The sequence below is a fragment of the Microbulbifer maximicatervae (SeqCode) genome, assembly GCF_052466985.1.
In genome coordinates this window covers 4,269,732-4,293,331 of sequence record NZ_CP174298.1, presented here as the reverse complement: position 1 = coordinate 4,293,331, position 23,600 = coordinate 4,269,732, and the positions used below count along the sequence as shown (strand labels likewise).

At 52.1% G+C, this 23,600-nt stretch carries 17 protein-coding genes; 11 read left to right on the top strand and 6 right to left on the bottom strand.

Annotated elements, in window-relative coordinates; all coding sequences use genetic code 11:
- Positions 1–256: 256 nt before the first annotated feature.
- Positions 257–1,780 carry a TolC family outer membrane protein gene (locus ACJJI3_RS19030; RefSeq protein ID WP_444940586.1) on the top strand — a complete coding sequence of 508 codons (1,524 nt, stop codon included), beginning with the start codon at positions 257–259 and terminating at the stop codon, positions 1,778–1,780.
- A gap of 14 nt (positions 1,781–1,794) precedes the next feature.
- Here ACJJI3_RS19030 and waaA read toward each other — a convergent pair whose 3' ends face one another.
- Positions 1,795–3,120 (bottom strand): lipid IV(A) 3-deoxy-D-manno-octulosonic acid transferase, encoded by a 1,326-nt coding sequence (waaA, locus tag ACJJI3_RS19025; protein WP_444940585.1) that lies wholly within the window; start codon positions 3,118–3,120, stop codon positions 1,795–1,797.
- Between the two features lie 103 nt (positions 3,121–3,223).
- Entirely contained in the window at positions 3,224–4,144 is a 921-nt protein-coding gene (locus tag ACJJI3_RS19020; RefSeq protein WP_444940584.1) for a glycosyltransferase family 2 protein, read from the bottom strand.
- 238 nt (positions 4,145–4,382) lie between these two features.
- Here ACJJI3_RS19020 and ACJJI3_RS19015 point away from each other — a divergent pair, with 238 nt between their 5' ends.
- Both ACJJI3_RS19015 and ACJJI3_RS19010 read left to right on the top strand, forming a co-directional pair.
- Positions 4,383–5,513 (top strand): glycosyltransferase family 4 protein, encoded by a 1,131-nt coding sequence (locus ACJJI3_RS19015; protein ID WP_444940583.1) that lies wholly within the window; start codon positions 4,383–4,385, stop codon positions 5,511–5,513.
- Complete coding sequence (locus ACJJI3_RS19010) at positions 5,506–6,171, top strand: YrbL family protein (protein WP_444940582.1); 666 nt, start codon at positions 5,506–5,508, stop codon at positions 6,169–6,171. Before ACJJI3_RS19015 ends, ACJJI3_RS19010 begins: the two co-directional genes overlap by 8 nt.
- Here ACJJI3_RS19010 and ACJJI3_RS19005 read toward each other — a convergent pair.
- On the bottom strand, positions 6,168–7,055 hold the full coding sequence (locus ACJJI3_RS19005; RefSeq protein WP_444940581.1) for an ELM1/GtrOC1 family putative glycosyltransferase: 888 nt from the start codon (positions 7,053–7,055) through the stop codon (positions 6,168–6,170). The genes ACJJI3_RS19010 and ACJJI3_RS19005 overlap by 4 nt on opposite strands.
- Before the next feature lie 353 nt (positions 7,056–7,408).
- On the opposite strand from ACJJI3_RS19005, the gene ACJJI3_RS19000 reads away from it, so the two are divergent.
- Both ACJJI3_RS19000 and ACJJI3_RS18995 read left to right on the top strand, forming a co-directional pair.
- On the top strand, positions 7,409–8,686 hold the full coding sequence (locus ACJJI3_RS19000; protein WP_444940580.1) for an O-antigen ligase family protein: 1,278 nt from the start codon (positions 7,409–7,411) through the stop codon (positions 8,684–8,686).
- A 24-nt stretch (positions 8,687–8,710) separates the two neighbouring features.
- Positions 8,711–10,054, top strand: a complete 1,344-nt coding sequence (locus tag ACJJI3_RS18995) for a UDP-glucose dehydrogenase family protein (protein ID WP_444940579.1) — start codon at positions 8,711–8,713, stop codon at positions 10,052–10,054.
- A gap of 52 nt (positions 10,055–10,106) precedes the next feature.
- Here the strand turns inward: ACJJI3_RS18995 and ACJJI3_RS18990 are convergent, their stop codons facing one another.
- From ACJJI3_RS18990 to tfpB, 3 genes are all read right to left on the bottom strand, one after another.
- Positions 10,107–11,060 (bottom strand): branched-chain amino acid transaminase, encoded by a 954-nt coding sequence (locus ACJJI3_RS18990; protein ID WP_444895899.1) that lies wholly within the window; start codon positions 11,058–11,060, stop codon positions 10,107–10,109.
- 59 nt (positions 11,061–11,119) lie between these two features.
- Positions 11,120–13,963 (bottom strand): bifunctional [glutamate--ammonia ligase]-adenylyl-L-tyrosine phosphorylase/[glutamate--ammonia-ligase] adenylyltransferase, encoded by a 2,844-nt coding sequence (glnE, locus tag ACJJI3_RS18985; protein WP_444940578.1) that lies wholly within the window; start codon positions 13,961–13,963, stop codon positions 11,120–11,122.
- A gap of 169 nt (positions 13,964–14,132) precedes the next feature.
- Entirely contained in the window at positions 14,133–15,908 is a 1,776-nt protein-coding gene (gene tfpB / locus ACJJI3_RS18980; RefSeq protein ID WP_444940577.1) for a type IV pilus assembly ATPase TfpB, read from the bottom strand.
- A 146-nt stretch (positions 15,909–16,054) separates the two neighbouring features.
- On the opposite strand from tfpB, the gene ACJJI3_RS18975 reads away from it, so the two are divergent.
- The 6 genes from ACJJI3_RS18975 to ilvD all read left to right on the top strand — a co-directional run bounded on the left by ACJJI3_RS18975 (position 16,055) and on the right by ilvD (position 23,562).
- Complete coding sequence (locus ACJJI3_RS18975) at positions 16,055–16,732, top strand: TIGR00153 family protein (RefSeq protein ID WP_413663563.1); 678 nt, start codon at positions 16,055–16,057, stop codon at positions 16,730–16,732.
- 10 nt (positions 16,733–16,742) lie between these two features.
- A complete protein-coding gene (locus ACJJI3_RS18970) occupies positions 16,743–18,017 on the top strand; it encodes an inorganic phosphate transporter (protein WP_282930993.1) in 1,275 nt (424 codons plus the stop codon).
- 183 nt (positions 18,018–18,200) lie between these two features.
- On the top strand, positions 18,201–19,079 hold the full coding sequence (locus ACJJI3_RS18965; protein WP_444940576.1) for a carboxylate/amino acid/amine transporter: 879 nt from the start codon (positions 18,201–18,203) through the stop codon (positions 19,077–19,079).
- Positions 19,057–20,220, top strand: a complete 1,164-nt coding sequence (gene argE, locus ACJJI3_RS18960) for an acetylornithine deacetylase (RefSeq protein WP_444940575.1) — start codon at positions 19,057–19,059, stop codon at positions 20,218–20,220. The genes ACJJI3_RS18965 and argE overlap by 23 nt, the downstream gene beginning before the upstream one ends.
- A gap of 59 nt (positions 20,221–20,279) precedes the next feature.
- Positions 20,280–21,602: an amino-acid N-acetyltransferase gene (argA, locus tag ACJJI3_RS18955; RefSeq protein WP_444940574.1), complete on the top strand. Its 1,323-nt coding sequence runs from the start codon at positions 20,280–20,282 to the stop codon at positions 21,600–21,602.
- A 127-nt stretch (positions 21,603–21,729) separates the two neighbouring features.
- Positions 21,730–23,562 (top strand): dihydroxy-acid dehydratase, encoded by a 1,833-nt coding sequence (gene ilvD, locus ACJJI3_RS18950; protein ID WP_444940573.1) that lies wholly within the window; start codon positions 21,730–21,732, stop codon positions 23,560–23,562.
- Positions 23,563–23,600: the final 38 nt, after the last annotated feature.

Here is a 23,600-nt window from a genome sequence, read left to right as displayed (position 1 = left end):
AATGGGCCCTAGTTATTGCCAAGAAATTACCGATAAACGCACATAGGTGTCGGTTTAACGAAGATATAGCAAAAAGCCGATTGCCGTCTCGACGGTCGGTTTGACCCCGGGTAAACTCTCGCGACTGCTATTGGGGAGACTGGCAATATTAGTAATAACCGCAAGCTGGAGCCCTCTATATCCCCACTACATGACACCAGCTCCAAATAACTTGCAAAAGCTTGAAGACCGTACCCTCCACAGGAAGTCGAAACAGATGAAAAGAAGTAACCGCACAGAGCCGCAAGGCCGCAAGTTGCGTCCGCTGAAAAAACTAATCGCCACTACGCTGCTGGGCCTGGGCGCCATGCAGGCGCAAGCCGACACCCTGTGGGATATCTATACACAGGCCCTGGAGAATGATCCTCAATTAGCAGCTGATCGCGCCGCTTACCATGCGGGTATCGAAACTAAATACCAGGCCCGGGCACTATTACTTCCTCAGGTGAATGCTACTTTCGAAGCTGCTAGAACTCACTCTGATAGGAGCCGAAATTCTGCTCAGTTACTGGATTTGAGTGAAAATGGCGACGACAGTGATGTCCAACTTGTGGACTTTAGGAGCCAAACTAGCAATTCCTTACAAGAAAGAACCTATAGTGCCAGCCTGACCCAGGCCATTTTTGATGCCCCTGCCTGGTTCGATTATCAACAGGGCAAGAGATTAACAGAGCAGGCGACAGCAGAATTCAGTGCTAACCAGCAAGAAATGATGATTCGTGTCGCCACAGCCTACTTTGACGTATTACGTGCTTATGACGTCCTCGAGGCAGCTGCTGCCGAAGAACAAGCCCTGGCTAAACAGCTGGAACAGACGCAACAGCGCTTCGAAGTCGGCCTAACAGCAATTACTGATGTCTACGACTCCCAGGCTGCCTATGACAGTTCCGTTGCCCGGCGTTTAACAGCTCAAGACAACCTCCTCAGTAACTTTGATGCTCTATCAGTATTGACGGGAGGCTACCATGATCAAGTAGCTCCTCTGGTAGATGACTTCCAGGTAGCTCCGCCGGTGCCTTCAGATCGCGCCGATTGGGTTGAGTTTGCCCTCGTCAACAACTTTGTCCTTAAAGCTGCACGACTTGGCGCCGATGCCGCCCGCTATAACGCTCGGGCAGAAGCCAGTGAACACCTACCCACTGTCACTGGCTCGCTTTCATATAATAAACTCACTCAAGATGGTAACGAGAAAAATCGATTCAGCGACATAACGGGCAGCCAATTTTTGCGTTACCCCCAAGATATTGACCAATGGGGAACAAGTGCAGGGGTGACTGTAAACGTACCCATCTTTACTGGTGGCCTCCTCAGTGCCAACCGTCGCCAGGCTAGAAACCAAGCCTTCCAGGCCCAGGACCTCAGTGTTCTTGCAGAGAGAGATACCATACAAACCACGCGCACCCTGCACCGCGCTGTTGTCACCGATGTATCGAGAGTAGCGGCCCGAGAGCAAGCCGTCGTTTCTGCCAAGAGTGCATTGGATGCCACTCAGGCAGGATACGAAGTAGGCACCCGAAATATTGTAGATGTGCTCCTGGCTCAGCGGACCCTGTTCGATTCACAAACTGACTACGCCAACTCGCTGTACGACTACATTCTAAATTCACTGAGCTTAAAGCAAGCTGCAGGACTCTTATCCCCTAAAGACCTTCAGGATCTGGATATGATGCTGAATCCTGCAAGTAATGTCTCTCGTGTAGAGGAAACTGGCGGTACCAGCCTTCCAGCACCTTCGAAGTAACTGCGTATACGCATCTACCAGAGAGCAGGATTTTTATTCTCTCTCTGGTCTTCATTCTGTGTAGCCAGCCGCTCCACCTCGCCCAGTAAGCGCTGCAAAGCACCACTATTTTCTGAAGCTACTTTTTTCCCTCTCTGACCGGCGGCTTTTCTTTGCCCCACATCTTCCAGCCAAGCCTGAACTTGTGAAGCCATCGATTCACTGTCTTCGACTACAACCATGGCTCCAGCCTCCTTCAACAAGCTGGATACAGTGGCGAAGTTATGCAGGTGGGGACCGGAAATAACTGGCACACCCCAGGCAGCGGGTTCAATCATGTTGTGGCCACCAACAGAAACCAGGCTACCTCCCACAAAAGCAATATCACTGGCTCCATAGAAACGCAGTAACTCCCCCATGGTGTCTCCCAGAATAACCTCATCACTAGCTTTAACGGCTGCGCCTTCACTCCTTCGAGCCAAGGCAAAGCCTCGCTCCCGACACAAGCGAGCAACACTATCAAAGCGCTGTGGATGCCTGGGCACCAGAACGAGCAATAGATCTCTATATTTTTTCTTTAAAATAGAGAAAGCTTCCAGAACCACCTCATCTTCACCCACATGGGTACTAGCCGCCAGCCATATAGGCCTGGAAGACCCCCCCCGCCACTGGTGCGCCAGTGCCTGGGCTTCACTGGCCAATCCCATATCAATACTGAGGTCAAACTTGATGTTACCGTTGGCTACTGCTCTCTCCGATGGTAATCCCAGATCGATAAACCGCTGCATATCCGCTGGGTATTGCGCAACAACACGATCCAGGTTGCTCAACATTGTCCGACTCAAAGAGGGAAAACGCCCGTAACCTCGTGCAGATTTTTCACTGAGCCGTGCATTGGCCAATAAAATTGGAATCTTCCTGCTCGAGCAGAGCTTGAGTAGGTTGGGCCAAAGCTCAGTCTCTATAATCACCAATGCACTCGGGCTAAGCGCATTGAGAAATGGCACCAGGCATTCAGGGAGGTCATAGGGAAGGTAGTAGTGAAGTAAACGGCCACCAAGAATTGGCTGCAAGGCTTCTTGTACGCGCTCGGATCCGGTTGGAGTTGTAGTCGTTACCAACCACTGCCAGTCTGTATGTCGCGCAGCCAATTTAGAGATCACTGGTACGGCGGCTAGGGTCTCTCCTACAGATACAGAATGGACCCAGATTAACGGTGCCCGGCTATGCCTTTTTGGAACCTGACCCAGACGCTCTCTTAAACGCAACCGATAGGCCGGCTGGCTACGCCCCCTCCACCAGAGACGTAGAAGGACAACAGGTAAAAACAGGCGGAAGAGCCAGGAATAAAATATTTGCATGAAGCAGGGGTCACCTAAAGATCAATATTGCCACCAGAGAAAACGTTATGATGACGGTTATCTCTCCCAGGTAAAACACCTCCGCACGGAAGGCCTCAGGCTATTAGTGATCGATCACCCGGTAAAAGTCAGAGCGCACCCCAAAAACACCACAAGCCATGCCGGCTGAACGACAGGCGCGGAGCCAAGGCCCAGAACCCAAGCGCTTACCACCGAAAATCAATCCTAAAATACAGCCTATGCTGGAGATCAAAAGTTGCCCCAGAGCCGATACAAAGATACTGGTATGACCGCGACCTTTGGCAAGCTTATGCTTTGCCAGAGTAATACCAGCGGAGAATTTTCTACGCGACAACCAACGCATATTGGCGCGACTCTCCGGTACGGCCTCGTAAACCCTTGCCTCCAGGCAGTAAACAATCTTTCCGCCCTTGGCCTTATACTCTGTGAAAAAAATCACATCTGTACCGGCACCTAGAGGGTCCTGCTCATTAAACCTCAGGCCTAGCGAGCGGATACTGCTCATCGGTATTAATACATTGCTGGTCGCACAGTAGTTGAGCTGTTCCCCAGTCTTTCGTTTCTGCCGATAAAAAATACGTGAGTAATAGGCAGGCACAGAATCCGGCCAACGCCGAACAACACTGCCACAAACCACGCTACTGCCCCCCAGCTTTTGTGAGTAATCATATAGCTGGATCAACCAATCGGGCTCTACCCACTCATCATCATCAATGAAAACTAGGTAGTCAGCTCCCATATTATCCAGTTCATCGATACAGCGATTACGTGCACAAGGGATTCCCCGCCGCTCTTCAACAGCACAGTTGAGAGGAAAGGGGAAACTCCCCCACAACTCCCCCACAACTTCCCTACCAGCCTGAGTATCCGAATCGTTATCGACAACCAGTGCAGCCACATTTAAGCCCGTGGGTAGCTGTAGCTTGGCCAGGCTTTGCAGAGAACTGCGAAGCCGCTCTGGTCGCTGATAAGTACAAATACAGATCACTAACAAAGGGTGCAATGTAAACTCCAGATTACGACCAAGGACAAATCGGATAAAAGCTTTGTGAGCTGGGTTAAAAAAGAATCAGCCTATACCCTTAAGAATGACCTGTCTATAATACCACTTTTGCCAAACGCTTTATCAGGGCATCTATGCTCTGTATCATGTACTTGTGCCTGACCTTCCCTGCTGAAACACAACCCATTAGTCAAATTAATTCAAAAAACAAATTTCATAAGTCCTGGTATATCTCCCCATGAAAATTATGCAGCTTTTACCCGCCCTGAACTCTGGGGGGGTTGAGAGGGGGACCGTTGATCTTGCCCGCTACCTAGTAGCAGACGGTCATCAGTCAATTGTCGTTTCCAGTGGGGGGAGCATGGTCGAGCAACTGAAAACTGAAGGCTCAGCCCATATTGAACTTCCAATCCACAAAAAGTCTCTCTTTAGCTTGTTACAGGTCAGGCCACTTCGAGAAGTTATTTCTCGTGAGAAGCCCGACATCATCCATGTGCGTTCCAGGGTTCCGGCTTGGCTAGCCTATCTTGCCTGGCGAAACCTTGACCCCGCTGAACGCCCTCGTCTCGTCAGTACGGCTCATGGCCTTTACTCGATAAATCGATATAGTGCGATTATGGCGAAAACCGAACAGGTAATCGCAATATCAGAGTGTGTGAATAGGTACTTACTGGAGAACTATGCAAACGATCTTAAGCGCCCCCCACAGATCGTATACCGGGGTGTAGATACAGATGAGTTCAATCCCGATGTCCAGCCATCTGAGTCCTGGTACCAAAAAGTACACCAGGATTTCCCCCAGCTTGCCGGCAAGCGCTGGCTCCTCTTACCCGGCAGACTGACCCGCTGGAAGGGACAAGAAGACTTTATCGATCTAATTCATCAGCTAGTCCAAAACCGTTCTGATGTCCACGGCATCATTCTCGGCGGAGCGGAGAAGAATAAGCAGCACTACGCCGATGAATTGGAGCAAAAAATTCGCTCAATGAAGCTTGAGAACCACCTTACCCTGGTTGGTCATCGTAGTGATATACGCCACTGGTATAGTGCGTCCAGTTTGGTGTATAACCTATCACGTCGACCCGAGCCATTTGGCAGGACCGTTATAGAATCCGCTGCGATTGGCACACCTATTATCGGTTATAACATTGGGGGTCCGGCAGAGTCACTAAATGCCTGTTTCCCTCAAGGGCTAGTTGATATCAATGATTCAAAAGCTTTATTCGTGCGTACTCAAGAGCTGCTCGACAGCCCTGAACAGAAGCCTCACCTATCTACCGATTTCACTTTGGGAAGACAAGCCGAACACACCATTGAAATCTACAAAAGCCTACTCACAGAGCGTACCGGAGCGAACCCGAGTGATTAATTTGAGCCAAAGCGAGCCGTTTGCCAGTGGAGGCAATCGCTTTTGCTACCGACACCCGGAGCGGCCTGAAATCTGTGTCAAGGTGATGCGTCCCGGTCGAACAGCGGAACTGTTAGGGCGGGCGCCCTGGTATAAAACTTGGCGTGGAGAGTCATATTTCGACGACAATCTTCGCGAGCTGGAAGGCTACAGCCAACGGGCGCTTGCCGATAATCGAGATGAGCTTTGGCAGCATTTACCAAGGTGGTATGGGATACAGGAGACCAACCTGGGGCCCGCAGCAGTTACCGACATGATTCTTGATCGAGATGGCAACCCAGCATCCACTCTGCGCCAATACCTGAATAAATATGGCCTTAATGCCGAGGTGCGCGCATCTTTGCAGCGTTTTTCCGAGTGGCTGCTTGAATATGAAGTACTCACCAAAAACCTGATCGCCCACAATCTGGTCTTGCGAAAGGAAAATGGTGAACTGCAGACCTATCTAATTGATGGGTTGGGCTGCGCCTCTTTTCTACCCTTGCCTAAAGTTTCCAGCTACTTCGCGAAACGCTATATCCACCGTCGTATCGAGCGTATGTGGCTGAGAGTCGAGTGGGAGATTTCCAATAAAGAAACCCCCTGGCGAAAGTTTGAAGCCGAAGGGCTCAAACGCTAACGACTTGGCAACCCAGATCGGCGTAATAATGCTCGGGCACACAACAGAAACTGGTTAAGGGGGTCACGCCTGCCCCCTCCTTTCACTTCAAACTGCTCGCTGACCAAACCCTGATCCAAAAGCCTCAAAACTGCTGAACGCACCTTGTTTGACTTACTGCGACTCGGAACCCGAATCACACCGACCTGGGCCTGACTTTGCAGCGATTCGAACAACATAGAGATACTATCCTCTGTTACCCAAATTCTCTCTGCTTGGGACAGTTGCTCCTGAAGCCAACCCGGCGGACACGAGAGCCAATCAACCAACTCTGCGCCCCCTTTCCCCAGCCCCTCCATTGTGCCTTTCGGAGTTCTCCGACTATCCGAAATACACCAGTCCAAGGGTTGTACCAATAACTTCTCAACCTGCTCCCTGATTGAAGCTGAGTTCCAACTGTAATGCTTGCTGGGTCCACCCAATAAAATAAGCCCCTTTCCAGATTGCGGCACACTTTCTTGGAGTGGTTCGGTCAAGGCGCCCTGGCTTACGATGACATTGGGTAGGGGCGGGGGACGGTCGTGTTCCGGAACGATGGCGAAGTCAAACCAGCGATACGGCCATAAGGGGCGATTGATTGCCACTGCGCGACCACCAAACCTATGACGGGCGGACAACATGGGAAGGCGACTGCGGCGGCCTGTGCCAATCAGAAAATCAGGGGTAGGGAGGCTTTCCAGCCACTCGCCTGGCTTAAGGGCAATTCGACTGGCGCTGTACTCTGGCGGTATGTCAAAAGCCTGTACCTCCCCGACAAAACTCCTGCGCAACCCCTCAATCAGAGCAGCGCTCTGCTTTTCATGAGCCCGGTTGCCATCCAGAAAACGCCAAACAGTAAGTTGCAATATTGAACCCTAAACTACTAAAACACCGAGGATATCGCGCAGTGTACCTAGCGCATGCCAGTGGGGCTACAGTAACAAGGCTATGGGAGCCCCAAAACATCCAGTATACTGCCAACCATACCCCCCCAGGGAGCACCAACGGGTGTCCCTGGTAAATCTATACCTCAGGAGACCCCCTTAAAGCGCTCAGCCAAATAGACATCCGCTATTAGTTTGTGTAAAGCCCCACAATTATCACCAAAAAGCAAAATTTGAGCGCTCATGGACAACAGACTTTTATATAGTACCCACTCAAACAGCCTGATTCCGCACACCTAAATACAATCTTTTCTGAACGGCCGACAGTTGCACCTATGCCTGAACTTGGAAGTACTCTAAACAATCTTTCCCAGCCCATTTATCGCCAGCAAAGCTCGTTGTGGATTTCAGGCCTGCTTAAGTGGGCCTTTCTAGGGTTATTTATACTGGTATGTGGCTACTATGTTTCCCCCAAGGTATCGGGAGTACAAACCAGCTTCTATCTAACTTTAGTGCCCACAGCCCTTCTACTGCTGGCGTGGCGAAAGAGCTATCACTTCCTGATTTCCTGGCAGTTCCTAACCTTTTGCAGCCTGCCTATCATTCTAGCGCTTTCAACACTGTGGGCCTCTCCGGATGCCGCAGATGTTTATAGGCAATCTGATTACTACTGGAAATTGGTATTATACCTAGCTCTATTTTACTGCGCTGTTTTCTTCCTATTGGAGCAATACGGCGACAACATCCTCCATAAGCTATTACTCTCGCTTATTGTGATTGGACTGCTATCCGGTATTGCCTCGCTAATTGCTTATTCCCTTGATGGCGGGCTACAGGATCTCCGCCGGATTGGCGGTATATCTCTAGAGGGCAATATTGATAAAACAGGAATGCTGTTCGGCTTCCACGCTCTTTTTTGCTGCTACGGCCTCTACCAAAAACCCCGTATTTGGCGCTGGCTATCAGGAGCGGGCCTACTCACTTCCTGTATCTACATAGTTTTGTCACAAACCAAAGTGCCAATTGTTATGGCGGGCTTTTCAATTTTCTTGGTTGTATTCGGCAACCTTTCGCGCCTGCTGAAAATTTTGGTTGTTGTAGCTATCGTCTGTGTTTTGCCATTGACCTATTTTGCCTTGTATGGTGACTTGCCCCTCCTACACCGGGGTAGCGCTTACTCTATACGTCTGACACTCTGGCAAAAAGCCTTTGAGGAGTTCCTGCAAGCCCCACTATTTGGCCAGGGATTAGTGCATAAGAAATTTATTGCACTAAACAGGATGGTGCCCCATCCACACAATTTTCTTCTGGATATCGCGCGTTTTAGCGGGCTATTAGGGCTGGCAGCCTGTATCTGGCAGGGGCTTGCAACTCTGTGGACCGTGAGATCCAAAGAAAGACTTTTGAGTTGGATTCCTGGTTTGTATTTCACTTGGTTCCTGTTCGGTGTACTGGCAATGCTGACATACGCCCAGCAACCTTTGGCTAAGCCCAATTATATTTGGTTCTTTTACTGGATCCCCCTGGCTATCCTGCTGGCGCGAAGCAGCATTGAAGACCGGGGTTTGAGCCAATGTAAAACTATCCAAGAAAGTAACCCTCAAAAACAGTAACCGCTGAGAGATAGAGTCACACTGATGAATGTAACCGTATTTGGCACCGGCTATGTGGGCCTGGTGCAAGCAGCAGTCTTAGCTGAAGCTGGGAATAAAGTAGTTTGTATCGATATAGACGCGGACAAGATCAACCGCCTCAAGCAGGGAATTATCCCTATTTATGAGCCCGGCCTGGAGCCTATGGTGAAAAACAGTATCACCACAGGCAATCTATCTTTTTCAACCGATGCCGCCTTTGGTGTAGAACACGGTGAGCTAATTTTTATCGCTGTGGGCACTCCTCCAGATGAGGACGGCTCAGCAGATCTTCGCCATGTGTTAACTGTTGCAAGAACCATCGCCAAATACATGGAGTGCAAGAAATATATTATCAATAAGTCCACAGTACCTGTGGGGACTGCCGATAAGGTGCGGGCTGCCGTTGAGGAAGAACTCACCAAGCGGGACCGGTCTGATCTGCCATTCGATATTATTTCCAACCCTGAATTCCTCAAGGAGGGGTCGGCGCTCAATGACTGTATGCGCCCGGATCGAATTATTATCGGCACCTCCGAAGAGGAATCAGAGCAGAAGCTTCGCCACCTGTACGCACCATTCAACCGAAATCACGAAAAAATCCTGGTGATGGACGTAAAAAGTGCGGAGCTGACCAAGTATGCCGCCAACTGCATGCTGGCAACCAAGATCAGCTTTATGAATGAAATGGCAAATATTGCCGATAAAGTGGGCGCTGATATTGAAGCAGTTCGGGCCGGAATCGGCTCAGACCCACGAGTTGGCTACCAGTTTATCTACGCAGGTATCGGCTACGGTGGCTCCTGTTTCCCGAAAGATGTGAAAGCCCTGATTTCCTCGGCTCAACAGCTGGGCATTGCTGCAGATATTCTCGCCGCCGTGGAATCCCGCAACGAGCGCCAGAAACACTATCTCGCCGAAAAAATACAACGTCATTTTAACGGAGATATTCAGGGCAAAACTTTTGCGCTCTGGGGCCTGTCATTCAAACCCAATACAGATGATATGCGCGAAGCCCCAAGCCGTGTGCTGTTAGCTCGATTGTGGGAGCAGGGTGCGAAGGTGCGGGCATTTGACCCTGAGGCCATGGAGGAGTGTCAGCGAATTTTTGGCGATCGCGAAGACCTGACCCTTTGCGACTCCAAGACAGAGGCTTTACAGGGTGCCGACGCCCTGATTGTCGCGACCGAATGGCAACAGTTCAAATCTCTTGATATCGATGAAGTAAGCAGCGCTCTCAGTGCCCCGGTTGTGTTTGACGGACGCAACCAGTATGAACCAGAGGAAATGCGCGAGGCAGGCTTTGATTATTACTGCGTAGGGCGCCCGGACACCACCAGCTCTTACTAAGTAAACCTTACTTAAAATAAAAACCCGGCATCTGCCGGGTTTTTATTTTCCGTCATGCTATTCGCATTTTTACTTCCGCCTGGCCCGCCACATCACTGAGCCAGCCCCGATGCGCGGCACTACGCCCATGTACCACATCAAAATAAAGGTTTTGCAAACGCCCTGTGATAGGGCCGCGACGACCACTGCCGATAGAACGCCCATCCAATTCACTAATGGGCAATACTTCCGCCGCTGTGCCAGTAAAAAACGCTTCGTCAGCGATATAGACTTCATCCCGAGTGATACGCTTCTCTAGCACCCTATAGCCGCACTCCCGTGCCAGCTCAATAACTGTATCGCGGGTAATTCCATCCAGGCATGAAGTCAGCTCCGGGGTATATATAGTCCCATCGCGAACAATGAAGACATTTTCTCCACTACCCTCAGCAACATAACCCTCGGGGTCCAGTAATAACGCCTCCTCGCACCCATTGCGCACCGCCTCCTGTAACGCCAACATCGAGTTTATATAGTTACCATTGGCTTTCGCCTTACACATGCTGATATTCACATGGTGTCGGGTGTATGAGGAGGTATTCACCTTAATCCCCTGCTCCAGCGCCTCGGGACTCATATAGCTGGGCCACTCCCAGGAAGCGACAATCACATGGGTTGAAAGATTTTCCGCGCGCAACCCCATTCCCTCTGACCCGTAAAATACCATTGGCCTTAGATACGCTTGGCGCAGGTTATTTTCGCGCACCACAAGCCGCTGAGCTTCATTCAGCTCATCAGTGCTATAGGGCATTGGGATATTCATTATTTTTGCAGAGCGAAACAACCGACGGGTGTGCTCTTGCAAACGAAAGATACTGGTGCCGTTACCGGTTTCATAAGCCCGTACGCCTTCAAACACCCCCATTCCATAGTGCAGGGTATGAGTGAGGACATGCACCCGGGCATCGCGCCAGGGAACCAATTCACCATCAAACCAGATAACGCCGTCGCGGTCGGCAAAAGACATGGGTAACTCCTACAAATCCTGAAAAACAGTTTAATCGGGCAGCAGGTAGAAACCCGGTGTTAACCGAGTAATTGCTGCCAGTTTGTTTGAACGGTCTTTCTTTCCGCTATGAATTGGTCATCGCTCACAATCCCTGGCAGTTGTTGTAGTGCCAGGCGATGACCTTCAGATCGGTAGGCTTTGTAGGCGTCGATCAGATGTCCGGCTTGTTGGGCCGGCATCAGGCCTGCGTCAATTAGACTTTCGAGAATGCGAATATTATCGGTATACCGCACGATCGAGGGCGAAGTTTTTGCCCAGGCCAGAGCAGCATATTGAACCATAAATTCAATATCGACAATACCGCCCTCACCGTGCTTTAGATCAAACTTTTTATCGTTGCTCTTATCGAGGTGCGCACGCATTTTATTGCGCATTTCCACCACCTCATCACGCAATTTATCGCTCTTTCGCGACTGGCAAAGCAATTTCGTACGCAACTGTTGAAACGACTCACTCAGGCGGAGGCTACCGGCGACAGATCGAGCTCTCACCAGCGCCTGATGCTCCCAGGTCCAGGCACTCTCCCTCTGGTATTTTTCAAAGGCAGCCAATGAAGTCACCAAGAGTCCTGAATTACCCGAAGGGCGCAGTCTTGTGTCTACCTCATAAAGAGGCCCGCTGAGTGTACGGGTTTGCAATATGTGGATGAGTCGCTGTGCTAGCCGGGTAAAAAAGCTCAGGTTATCAATACTGGTTTTACCGTCGGTAACCTGCATCGCATCTGCATCGTGCACAAAAACAATATCCAGGTCAGAACCGTGGCCAAGCTCCAATCCCCCCAGCTTTCCATAGGCGATAATGGCAAAGTGCATATCCTCTGCCGAGGCCCCCGCAGGCATGCCGTATTTATCCACCATCTGTGTCCAGGCGAGTTGCAATGACTGCTGCAATATCGCCTCTGCCAACCAGGTAAGGGAATCACTGACTTTCATCAAAGGCAGGGCACCATTCACCTCTTGTGCCGCAATGCGCAGGCTTTGACTCTGCTTAAAATATCGCAGCGCCTCCATTTGCAATTCCAGATCTTCAGGATCAATCCGCAACAATTCGAGACGCAGCTCATTGGCAATATCTGCCGCCGTAGAGGGTGCCAGTAACCTGCGGGAATCCAGTAATTCATCCAGCAGAATTGGATGGCGCGCAAGTTGCTCAGCAATCCATGGACTGGCACTACAAAGACGCACCAGCTGATTGAGCACGGGGGGATTTTCATTAATCAGGACGAGATAGGCACTGCGACGCAGTACTGAGCGCACTAAAGGTAAAACACGGGTTAGCACTAACAAGGGATCAGCCTGTAACCCTGCTGCGGCCAGTAGCGTAGGCATAAATTGATCCAGGCGCGCACGGGAAGAAGCAGGTAGTGCCGCAACCATTGTTGACTGGCACAGCCCCGTTAAGTGCTCGAGTGCCTGCGGTGGAGGAAGAAACCCTGCACTTTCCAAAATCTGCAAATTCTCTTCATTCGCAGTTTCATCGGCGCAACTTGCCCAGAGTCCCTGCCACTCCTCAGCCACACTGGGGGCAGCCATTTCCTCTGGTGGAGCGATTACAGTATCGAACTCCCGCTCAACTAAGGAACGAACATCGACCAGCTCACTCTCCAATTGCTCCCAATTATCGCGGCCCAGGGCAAATGCCAATTTTTCCCTTTCTTCCTCCTCAGCTGGGAGCGCCTGTGTCTGCTGATCCCGGTAAGCTTGCAGTGCGTGTTCGACTCTCCGCAGCAGCAAATAACAACTGGTCAGTTCACTGGCCACTCCTGGTTCAACATGGCCATCACTTTCCAAAAGGGGCAGTAGCTTGAGCAAGCTGCGCTCGCGCAGCGCGGGTTCGCGCCCTCCGCGAATTAACTGGAATGCCTGGGCAATAAATTCCAACTCGCGTATGCCGCCCCGTCCAAGTTTGATATTGTCCGTTAAACCACGAGCGCGCACTTGCCGCTGTATCAGGGCTTTCATTTCACGCAAAGCATCAATAGCACTGAAATCGATATAGCGGCGATAAGTAAATGGACGCAGCAACTCCATCAGCTCTTCAGCAAACGCCTCCCTGCCAGCAACAGGGCGAGCTTTGACCATGGCGTAGCGCTCCCACTCACGCCCTTGAGTTTGGTAATAGTCCTCCAGAGCAGCGAAATGGCTTACCAGGGGACCACTGTCACCGTAGGGACGCAAACGCATATCTACACGAAAAACAAAACCATCCGCATTGATTCCATCCAACGATTTAATCAAGCGCTGGCCGAGTTTTTGGAAAAACTGCTGATTTTCTATACTCTTTTCGCCATCGGTATAACCGGGCTCAGGGTAGGCAAAAATCAGGTCAATATCCGATGAGAGATTGAGTTCCCGGGCTCCCAATTTGCCCATCCCCAACACCACCATCGACTGACTATCGCCAGCTCTACTACGAGGCTCCCCATAGCGATCCACTAACTTTTCATGGTGCCATTGCATCGCCGTGCGAATGGATAGCTCTGCCAATTCACTAAGGCGCAGACATGCCTGGGGAATATCCCACTGTCCGGCAAAATCGCGAAATATGACCTCAGTTGTTACCCGGTTTCGCAATAAGCGCAATTGAAGGTCTAACTCCTCATCACTTTCTATGGTCGGCAGGGAGAGTCCAAGATCTTGTTTAAGCAACAAATCCCGTAAAAGCTCTGGGCGGCGACAGCACTGTTGATAAAAAAATTCTGAACCAATTAAGCTCCGAGCCACTCCTTGCGCAAGCAATGGCTCTGCCAGCAAGCTCTCCACCTCAACAACAAGCGCAGCCTCCGCCAGCTCACACCAGTCATGCCAAAGTGACTGAAGTTGAGCGCGGATGGGTTTTGGGCACTGAATGTTGTCAAACATGAGGGTCGATCCTTGGTGCGAATATCAGCGGGCAATTCTGCCTAGCTATCGGCATTCCGATAGCTAGCGGTGGTATCGGATAATGATGAGTGGCCGAGCAAGCCCGCCCCTCGCGTCACTTCACTGGCCCCTACATCTTCAAACAGTTATCTCAGAGAGGCCACCCAAGCTAAAAAGCGATATCCGGCGGTGGGGCCACCCTCAATACCTCTGCCACAGTGGTCAAACCCGCCGCTACTTTTTTCGCGCCGGAAAGCCTCAGGCTATTCATACCTTCGCGCATCGCCTGGCGCCGCAGTTGCTGTAGATCACAATCGGAGGTGACAATAGCTTGTACCGGCTCGCTAAATGGCAGGATTTCATAAATTCCCTGACGCCCACGATAGCCCGTATTACGACACTCCAGGCAACCTCCCGGCCGGTAGACTTTGTCCGGCAACGGCGCCCTCCAGGGTTTCACCAGAGACTGCCAATCGGCCTCTTCAATTTTGTCTTCCTGCTTGCAACTGGGACATAGTGTCCGTACCAAGCGCTGGGCCATCACCCCGAGAATGGTGGACTTCAATAAATAATGCGGCAAGCCCAGGTCCAATAAGCGGGTAACCGCTGTTGGAGCGTCATTGGTATGCAGGGTTGAGATAACCAGGTGGCCTGTCAGTGCCGCTTGTACCGCCATCTGAGCAGTTTCCAAGTCGCGAATCTCGCCCACCATAATAATGTCTGGATCCTGGCGCATCAGGGTTCTGATACCTGCAGCAAAATCAAAGCCAATAGCATGGTGAACCTGGGTTTGGTTAAAGCTCTCTTCCACCATTTCGATAGGGTCTTCAACGGTAGAGACATTCACCGCACTAGTCGCCAGCTGCTTGAGGCCTGTATACAAAGTGGTGGTTTTTCCCGAACCGGTAGGACCGGTGACCAGTACGATACCATTGGGCCGTGACAGCATCGCCTGCCAACGAGCCAAGTCATCACCACCCAGTCCCAGGTCGGAATAAGATCGCGCGAGAACCTCTGGATCGAAGATCCGCATTACCAACTTCTCGCCAAAGGCTGTGGGAAGTGTGGAGAGGCGCAACTCCACTTCGCTGCCATCTGGCCTTTTTGTCTTGATACGGCCATCCTGAGGCTTGCGTTTCTCCGCCACATTCATGCGTCCGAGGATTTTCAGGCGGCTGGTAACCGCAGCATTTACCTGGTCTGGAAGCTCGTGAATCGGGTGCAATACGCCATCGATACGAAAGCGAATACGTCCCACTTCCCGGCGCGGTTCAATATGGATATCACTGGCACGCTGATCAAAGGCGTGCTGCAACAACCAATCGACGATATTGACGATGTGTTGATCGTTAGCTTCAGGGTCCTTTAAGGCGCCCAACTCCAGCAACTGTTCAAAATTATTTGCCGCTGAGGTTCCCTGAAGGCCGCTTGCACCAGAGATTGAATTGGAAAGGGAGTAAAACTCGACGCAGTGTCGTTTGATATCGGCCGGATCAGCCACCACACGGCGTACTCTGCGGCCAGTGGTATGTTCCAGCTGCTCCTCCCAACCATGGTTAAACGGTTGAGCTGTCGCCACCAGAAGTTCTTCGGTACTCGCCTCAACACAGAGAATTTGGTGTCGCTTGGCAAATTGGAAGCTCATCACCTCGGTGACAGCGCTCACATTAACCTTCAGAGGATCAATATGATACAAGGGGTGGGAGGAACTCTCCGCTAACCAGGCGCTAAGGATTTCACTATTGAGCAGACTACCCGGTTGCTTGCGGTTGGCCAGGTCACAACTGGCGATATAGCTGAGCGGGTGCATCTGGGCCTGCTCTGCTGTCCGCGGGGTCCCAACAATACGGTTGGCATCCTCTCGGCTAACAAAGCCCTGCCCCACCAAATCTTCCAGTAATCCGCGCAGTTCCAGTATGCGGTCTGCAACTCTGCTCTCTGCCATTGGTAACCCCTTTATTCTCATATGGCGACGTTGCATTGTAGCCCTATCATCAAGCTGTGAAAGTGCGCTGTTAACGCACTGTTACGAAGTTGCCCCGATTGGGGTACCATGCCGCCGTTTTCGCATTCTGAGCAATGGAGCTAACCATGGCCCTGTCGAATATTGCCAACTTATTTGGCCGCTCTCCGATTAAGCCAATCGAGAAGCATATGGCTACGGCCCACGAGGCATCGGCTGACCTGATCCCCTTCTTTGAAGCACTGATCAAAGGTGACCTCAAAGAGGCAGAACAGATCCAACTGCGCATCTCCGCCTCGGAGAACCGCGCTGACGATATCAAGAGAGACCTGCGCCTGCATCTGCCGGACAGCCTGTTTATGCCAGTGTCCAGGACCGACTTGCTGGAATTGCTGCATGCCCAGGATGAGGTAGCCAACACTGCCCAGGATATCGCTGGTCTGGCTGTAGGCAGGAAGATGCAGATTCCCGCACCTCTCCAATCCTTGATGACCACCTTTGTGGAGAGCGCTGTCGCCACCTCTGCACAGGCACTGCGCGCGATCAACGAACTGGACGAGTTGCTGGAAAGCGGCTTTGCCGGGCGCGAGGTGGATATCGCCAAACGCATGACCGAAGAGCTGGATGAACTGGAGCGCAAGTCAGACAAGCTTGAAGTCGAAATTCGCGCGTCGTTGTTTGCTATTGAGAAAGACTTACCTCCGGTGGACGTTATGTTCCTCTACCGGGTTATTGAATGGATCGGTGAACTCGCCGATCGCGCCCACAGCGTGGGCAACCGATTGCAGTTGTTGTTAGCACGTTAGGGGGTTTGGCGTGGAAATTATTAGTCAATACGGCCATATATTATTGATTTTGGCCTGTGTAGCAGGCTTCTTTATGGCCTGGGGCGTCGGTGCCAACGACGTAGCCAACGCCATGGGTACCTCCGTAGGTTCCCGTGCACTGACTATCAAGCAGGCGATTGTTATCGCCATGATCTTTGAGTTTGCCGGCGCCTATTTGGCAGGCGGAGAGGTTACCGCAACCATCCGCAAAGGCATTATCGATTCTGAAGTCTTCGCCGCCCAACCGCAGCTGTTGGTATACGGTATGCTTTCGGCACTGCTGGCGGCGGGCACCTGGCTGCTGGTAGCCAGTATTCTCGGCTGGCCGGTATCCACCACCCATTCTATTGTCGGCGCAATTGTCGGCTTCTCTGCGGTAGGTATATCCCCAGATGCAGTGGCCTGGGGGAAAGTGGGCAGCATCGTGGCTAGCTGGGTGGTCTCCCCAGTTCTCGCGGGCACCCTGTCTTTCCTGTTGTTCCGCAGTGTCCAGCGCCTGATCCTAGACACGGAAGACCCCTTCAACAATGCCAAGCGCTACATCCCCTTCTACATGTTTGCAGTGGGCTGGATGATTGCCATGGTGACCCTTACCAAGGGCCTCAAGCACGTTCTTAAAGATGCCAATATCCAGCTCAGCTTTATCCAGGATGCCGGTATTGCCGCCCTGGTGGGCCTTGCTGTCGCCGGTATCGGGGTCACCATGCTCAAGCGCGTCCAGCGGGACCCGGCAGCTGAAGCTGAAAATCGTTTCGCCAACGTCGAGCGCGTATTTGCGATCCTGATGGTCTTCACCGCCTGTGCCATGGCCTTCGCTCACGGCTCCAACGATGTCGCCAACGCCGTTGGTCCTCTGGCTGCCGTAGTTAACACCATTCAGAGCGGCGCTATCACCGTTAAATCCACTATGCCTTCCTGGATATTGCTGCTCGGCGGTATCGGTATCGTGGTGGGCCTGGCGACATACGGCTTTAAGGTAATGGCCACGATCGGTAAGAAAATCACCGAGCTGACACCGAGCCGTGGCTTCGCTGCCGAGCTGGGTGCGGCCTCCACCGTCGTACTGGCTTCTGGTACAGGCCTGCCAATCTCCACAACTCACACTTTGGTGGGCGCGGTATTGGGTGTTGGCCTGGCGCGGGGTATTGGCGCCCTGAACCTGCGTATGATCACCACTATCGCCGCATCCTGGGTAGTCACCCTCCCAGCGGGTGCAGGTATTGCGATCCTGTTCTTCTACTTCTTCAAAGGCTTGTTCGGCTAAAACCGAAGCAGCACACAAAGCAGATCAGCAAAGGGGGTTAAAGCCCCCTTTTTTTATGCCTCTCATATCCACCACTTTAGTAAGGCTTCCTGTCGATATCTATTTCGCTCCTCTGGCATTAATATTTAGGGAAATAAACTGGGCCCAGCCCGCCGACCAATCTATGCCTGCGAATTCACCCTGATGCCATTACTGTTGTTTGTCACTCTTCTGTGGGCCTTTTCCTTCAGTTTGATAGGCGCCTACCTGGCCGGACAGGTGGATAGCTATTTTTCCGCAATGACACGGGTGCTCCTTGCCACAGCGGTATTTATACCCATGCTGAAATGGAAGGGTTGCCCTCCCCGTACCGCGATACGTTTAATTGTGATCGGTGCTGTACAACTGGGGCTGATGTACTTGTTTTACTACCAGTCATTCTTACTGCTCAGTGTCCCCGAAGTACTTCTATTTACTATTTTCACTCCCCTGTATATCACCGCCCTTGAGGACTTCCTTAACAGGCACTTTTCTGTCTGGAACCTCACTATCGCAGCCGTAGCCGTATTAGGAGCAGCCACTATTCGCTGGGGCTCTCCCAGTAACGACTTTTGGGTTGGGTTTGTAGTCGTCCAGGGTGCCAACCTATGTTTTGCCGTGGGGCAGGTGGCATACAAGCGCCTGATATCCAGAGAGCAAGGCCCCCTCCCAAGACAAACCTTCGCTTGGTTTTTTGTAGGCGCCAGCTTGATCACTGTTATTGCCTGGCTCCTGCTTGGGAAACCGCAGTACCCACAGGGCTCACAGCAGTGGAGTGTTCTACTCTGGTTGGGATTGGTGGCATCAGGTCTGGGATACTTTTTGTGGAACAAGGGTGCTACGCAAGTCTCTACTGGTACCCTGGCCGCAATGAATAATGCACTGATTCCCGTTGGCTTATTGGTAAATCTGTTAATCTGGAATCGGGATGCCGATCTAACCCGTCTCGCCCTTGGGGGAGGGCTGATCGGAGCCGCTGTTATCTTGAATGAATGGCGCAACAAGAGTAGGGAAAGTCACCATGGCGAGTATCGCAGTACCTGACCTGAAGACCCAATTACATCAACTGATTGCCTGCCCCAGTGTCAGTGCAACCGATCCTTCCCTGGATATGGGTAACCGCCCGGTGGTTGAGCTACTGGGTGAATGGTTTGAAGGACTTGGTTTCAATGTAGAGATAATGCCTTTAAAGGGCTCTCCCAACAAAGCCAATATGATTGCTACTCTCGGCGGTAAAAGTGGTGATAAAGGCGGGCTCGTTCTATCCGGACATACTGATACAGTCCCCTTTGATGCGGGGCGCTGGCAATCGGACCCCTTTAAGGTTTTAGAGCGCGACAACCGCTTATACGGTCTCGGCACCAGTGATATGAAGGGTTTTTTCCCTCTGGTTATTGAGGCTGTGCAGACTTTTCTCGACAAGCCTCTACAAAAACCATTGATTGTTTTGGCAACAGCCGATGAAGAAACAAGTATGAGTGGTGCCCGCGCCCTGGTGCAGGCTGGCAAACCCCAGGCGCGCTACGCGGTAATTGGTGAGCCCACCGGGCTTCGCCCGATACGTATGCACAAAGGCGTTATGATGGAAGCTGTGCGTATTACCGGGCAATCCGGCCACTCATCAGATCCCAGTTTGGGGGCCAACGCGCTCGAGGCCATGCATAAAGTTATCGGTGAGCTATTAACACTGCGAAAAGAGTGGCAGCAAAAATACAACAACCCCGGATTCGCCGTTCCAGTACCCACGATGAACTTAGGCTGTATCCATGGGGGTGACAATCCCAATCGGATCTGCGGCCACACAGAACTCCAGTTTGATATTCGCCCGTTGCCAGGAATGCAGCTTACGGACCTGCGGGAAGAACTAAACAAACGTATCCTTACCATTCCACAAGACAATAAAATTCAGGTGGAAGTGGCCTCTTTATTCCCTGGCACTGCGCCCTTTGAACAGGATGCCCATTCAGAGTTAGTAAAAGTTGCAGAACAACTTTGTGGCCATCCCGCTGAAAGTGTTGCCTTTGGTACTGAAGCGCCCTACTTGAAGAGTTTGAATATTGACACTATCGTGCTCGGCCCCGGCGATATTGACCAAGCTCATCAGCCGGATGAATTTCTCGCCCTGGATCGTATCAACCCTATGGTCAACATTCTGCGCGACTTGATTGGCCGCTTTTGCCTTTAATCTGCCTGCGACAGCCTCCGGGGCTTTAACACCACAAGACTTGCACACGGTAAGAATTAGTGAGCGACGATAACGCCTCCCTGAACTGGTTTCGCCACGCGGCACCTTACATCAACGACCTCCGCGGTCGCACTTTAGTAATTGGTATCCCCGGCGACGCTTTAGAGCACGCCAATTTCCGCAATCTAGTACACGATATGGCGCTGCTCGCCAGCCTTGGGGTTCGCTTGGTTGTTGTGCACGGCGCGCGGGAACAAATTAATCGAGCCCTGGATGAGCGCGGCATAGAAAATCGGTTTCACGAGAACCAGCGTATTACCAATCGAGAGACATTGGAGATTGTTAAGTCCGTCGTGGGCAAACTGCGCTTCGATATTGAAGCTGCTTTTTCCCAGGGACTGCCAGACTCACCGATGGCGCGTTCGGCCCTCAAGGTGGTCTCAGGCAATTTTGTTACCGCCCGCCCCAGTGGCGTGCTCGATGGCGTGGACCTGGGCTGGACCGGCACCGTACGGCGCATGGACACCAGCACTCTGGAGCAAAACCTGGATCAGGGTTCCCTGGTGCTCCTTTCTCCCCTGGGCACATCCCTGACCGGGGAGCTTTTCAATATCAATTACCTGGATCTGGCCGCTGAGGCTTCCAGAGTTTTGCGCGCCGAGAAACTAGTGCTATTCCGCGAACCTGAGCAACTTCAAGTGGACGGAAATCCGGTACACGAGTTAAGTATTTTGCAGGCAGAGCAGGTTTCACCCAAGGTGCAAAGCGCAACTCTGCGCTGCGCCATTCGAGCCTGTAATGCAGGGATCGCCCGTACACACCTACTTAGCTTTTGTAAAAACGGCGCCTTAATTCAGGAGCTATTCCGCCGTGAAGGCGCCGGTACCATGATTTACCGGGACAGCTACGAAGTTGTGCGCAGAGCGCGAATTACCGATGTGGGCGGCATTCTTGGACTGATCCGCCCGTTAGAGAAAGATGGCGTTTTGGTACGGCGCTCCCGCGAGAAGCTCGAGGCGGAAATTGAACACTTCACGCTTGTGGAAGTGGATGGCACTCCAGTTGCCTGTGCAGCTCTGTATCCCATTAAGGATGATAAGGGCACTACCACAGCAGCCGAAGTTGCCTGCCTTGCCAGCCACCCGGAATTTCGCGGTGGCGGGCGTGGAGCCAAGCTGATGCGCCACCTTGAGAGACAGGCGCAAACAGTCCAGGTTGATGAGCTCTACGTCCTCACCACCCAGACAGAGCACTGGTTTATCGAGCAGGGTTTTGAGCAAGTCGGTATCAGTGAGCTGCCTACCGCGCGAAAGCCCCTGTACAACATTCAGCGCAATTCGAGAATCCTGCGTAAACGCCTGGGGAAAAGTCACTCCACTTAGTCATAGAAATTTGAAATATCTATCCTTATTACTCCTTTTATGGGTAGTTTGGGCGCAAAGACATCCCAGGAAAGTCCGTTTTTTGCTAAGCTGGCGCATTCATTGTTGCCAGCTGGAATCTGTGACTATGCCCCAATACCGCTCCCGCACCTCTACCGCCGGTCGCAATATGGCCGGAGCCCGCGCCTTGTGGCGTGCCACCGGTATGACGGACGAGGACTTCCATAAGCCAATCATTGCCATCGCAAACTCCTTTACCCAGTTTGTCCCCGGACACGTACACCTAAAGGATATGGGTCAGCTTGTCGCAAGGGAGATTGAACGCGCCGGCGGCGTGGCCAAGGAGTTCAATACGATCGCTGTGGATGACGGTATCGCAATGGGTCACGACGGCATGCTCTATAGCCTGCCCAGCCGCGAAATTATCGCTGACTCAGTGGAGTACATGGTCAATGCCCACTGTGCCGACGCCCTCGTTTGTATCTCCAATTGTGACAAGATCACACCGGGAATGATGATGGCAGCCATGCGCCTGAACATTCCAGTTATCTTTGTCTCCGGTGGCCCGATGGAGGCCGGCAAAACCAAACTGGCTGACCACAAGCTCGACTTAGTAGATGCTATGGTGATCGCCGCTACAGATACGGCCTCCGACGAGGAAGTTGCTGAGTATGAGCGCTCTGCCTGCCCGACCTGTGGCTCCTGCTCAGGTATGTTTACAGCGAACTCCATGAACTGCCTGACCGAGGCCCTGGGGCTTTCACTCCCTGGTAACGGCACCATGCTAGCGACTCACGCCGACCGCAAGGAGCTATTCCTCCGCGCTGGCCGCGAGATCGTAACCCTGACCAAACGCTACTATGAGCAGGATGACGAAACTGCCCTGCCGCGCAACATTGCCAACCGTACAGCCTTCCGCAATGCCATGGCACTCGATATCGCCATGGGAGGCTCCACTAATACCATCCTGCACCTGCTGGCAACCGCTCAGGAAGGTGAGATTGACTTCACCCTGGAAGATATCGACAGCCTCTCCCGTGAGGTTCCACAGCTGTGCAAAGTTGCCCCCAATACCGAGAAATACCATATAGAAGATGTACACCGCGCTGGCGGTGTAATGGCTATCCTCGGGGAGTTGGAGGCCGCAGGTCTTATCGACTCTTCACTACCGACCGCCTACGGTGGTTCGCTCGCCGATGCCCTGGCACGCTGGGATATTTGCCGCACGGACGACCAATCTGTACTGGAATTCTATCGCGCGGGCCCCGCAGGCATTCCAACCCAAACAGCTTTCAGCCAGGAATGCCGCTGGTCCACTTTAGATGCAGACCGCCAGCGTGGCTGTATCCGTTCTGCTGAGCACGCCTACTCCTCTGAGGGAGGGCTCGCCGTTCTCTTTGGTAACCTGGCCCCCAATGGCTGTGTAGTGAAGACTTCCGGCGTCGATGAGTCGCTGTGGAAATTCGAAGGCCCCGCCCACGTAGTAGAAAGCCAGGAAGAGGCGGTTTCCAATATCCTCGAAGGGAAGGTCAGTAAAGGTGAGGCTGTTATCGTCCGCTATGAGGGTCCTAAAGGTGGACCTGGTATGCAAGAGATGCTTTACCCCACCAGTTATTTAAAATCCAAAGGACTCGGTGAGCACTGCGCATTGATTACCGATGGCCGCTTCTCAGGCGGTACTTCGGGCCTCTCTATCGGACATGTTTCACCTGAGGCAGCTTCTGGAGGTAACATCGCTCTGGTTCGCAATGGAGACCTTATACGTATTGACATTCCAGGGAGGAAAATTGAAATCGCTATTGAGGAAAGTGAACTCGATAAGCGACGCAGGGAAATGGAAAAAAATCCCAATGGCTGGAAGCCAATCGAAAAGCGCCCTCGTAAAGTCAGCAAGGCACTGAAAGCCTATGCCATGCTTGCCACCAGTGCAGACCGCGGGGCGGTAAGGGAAATTGACTGATTAAAACTGCTCTAAAAAGAACGGCCCCTAAGGGCCGT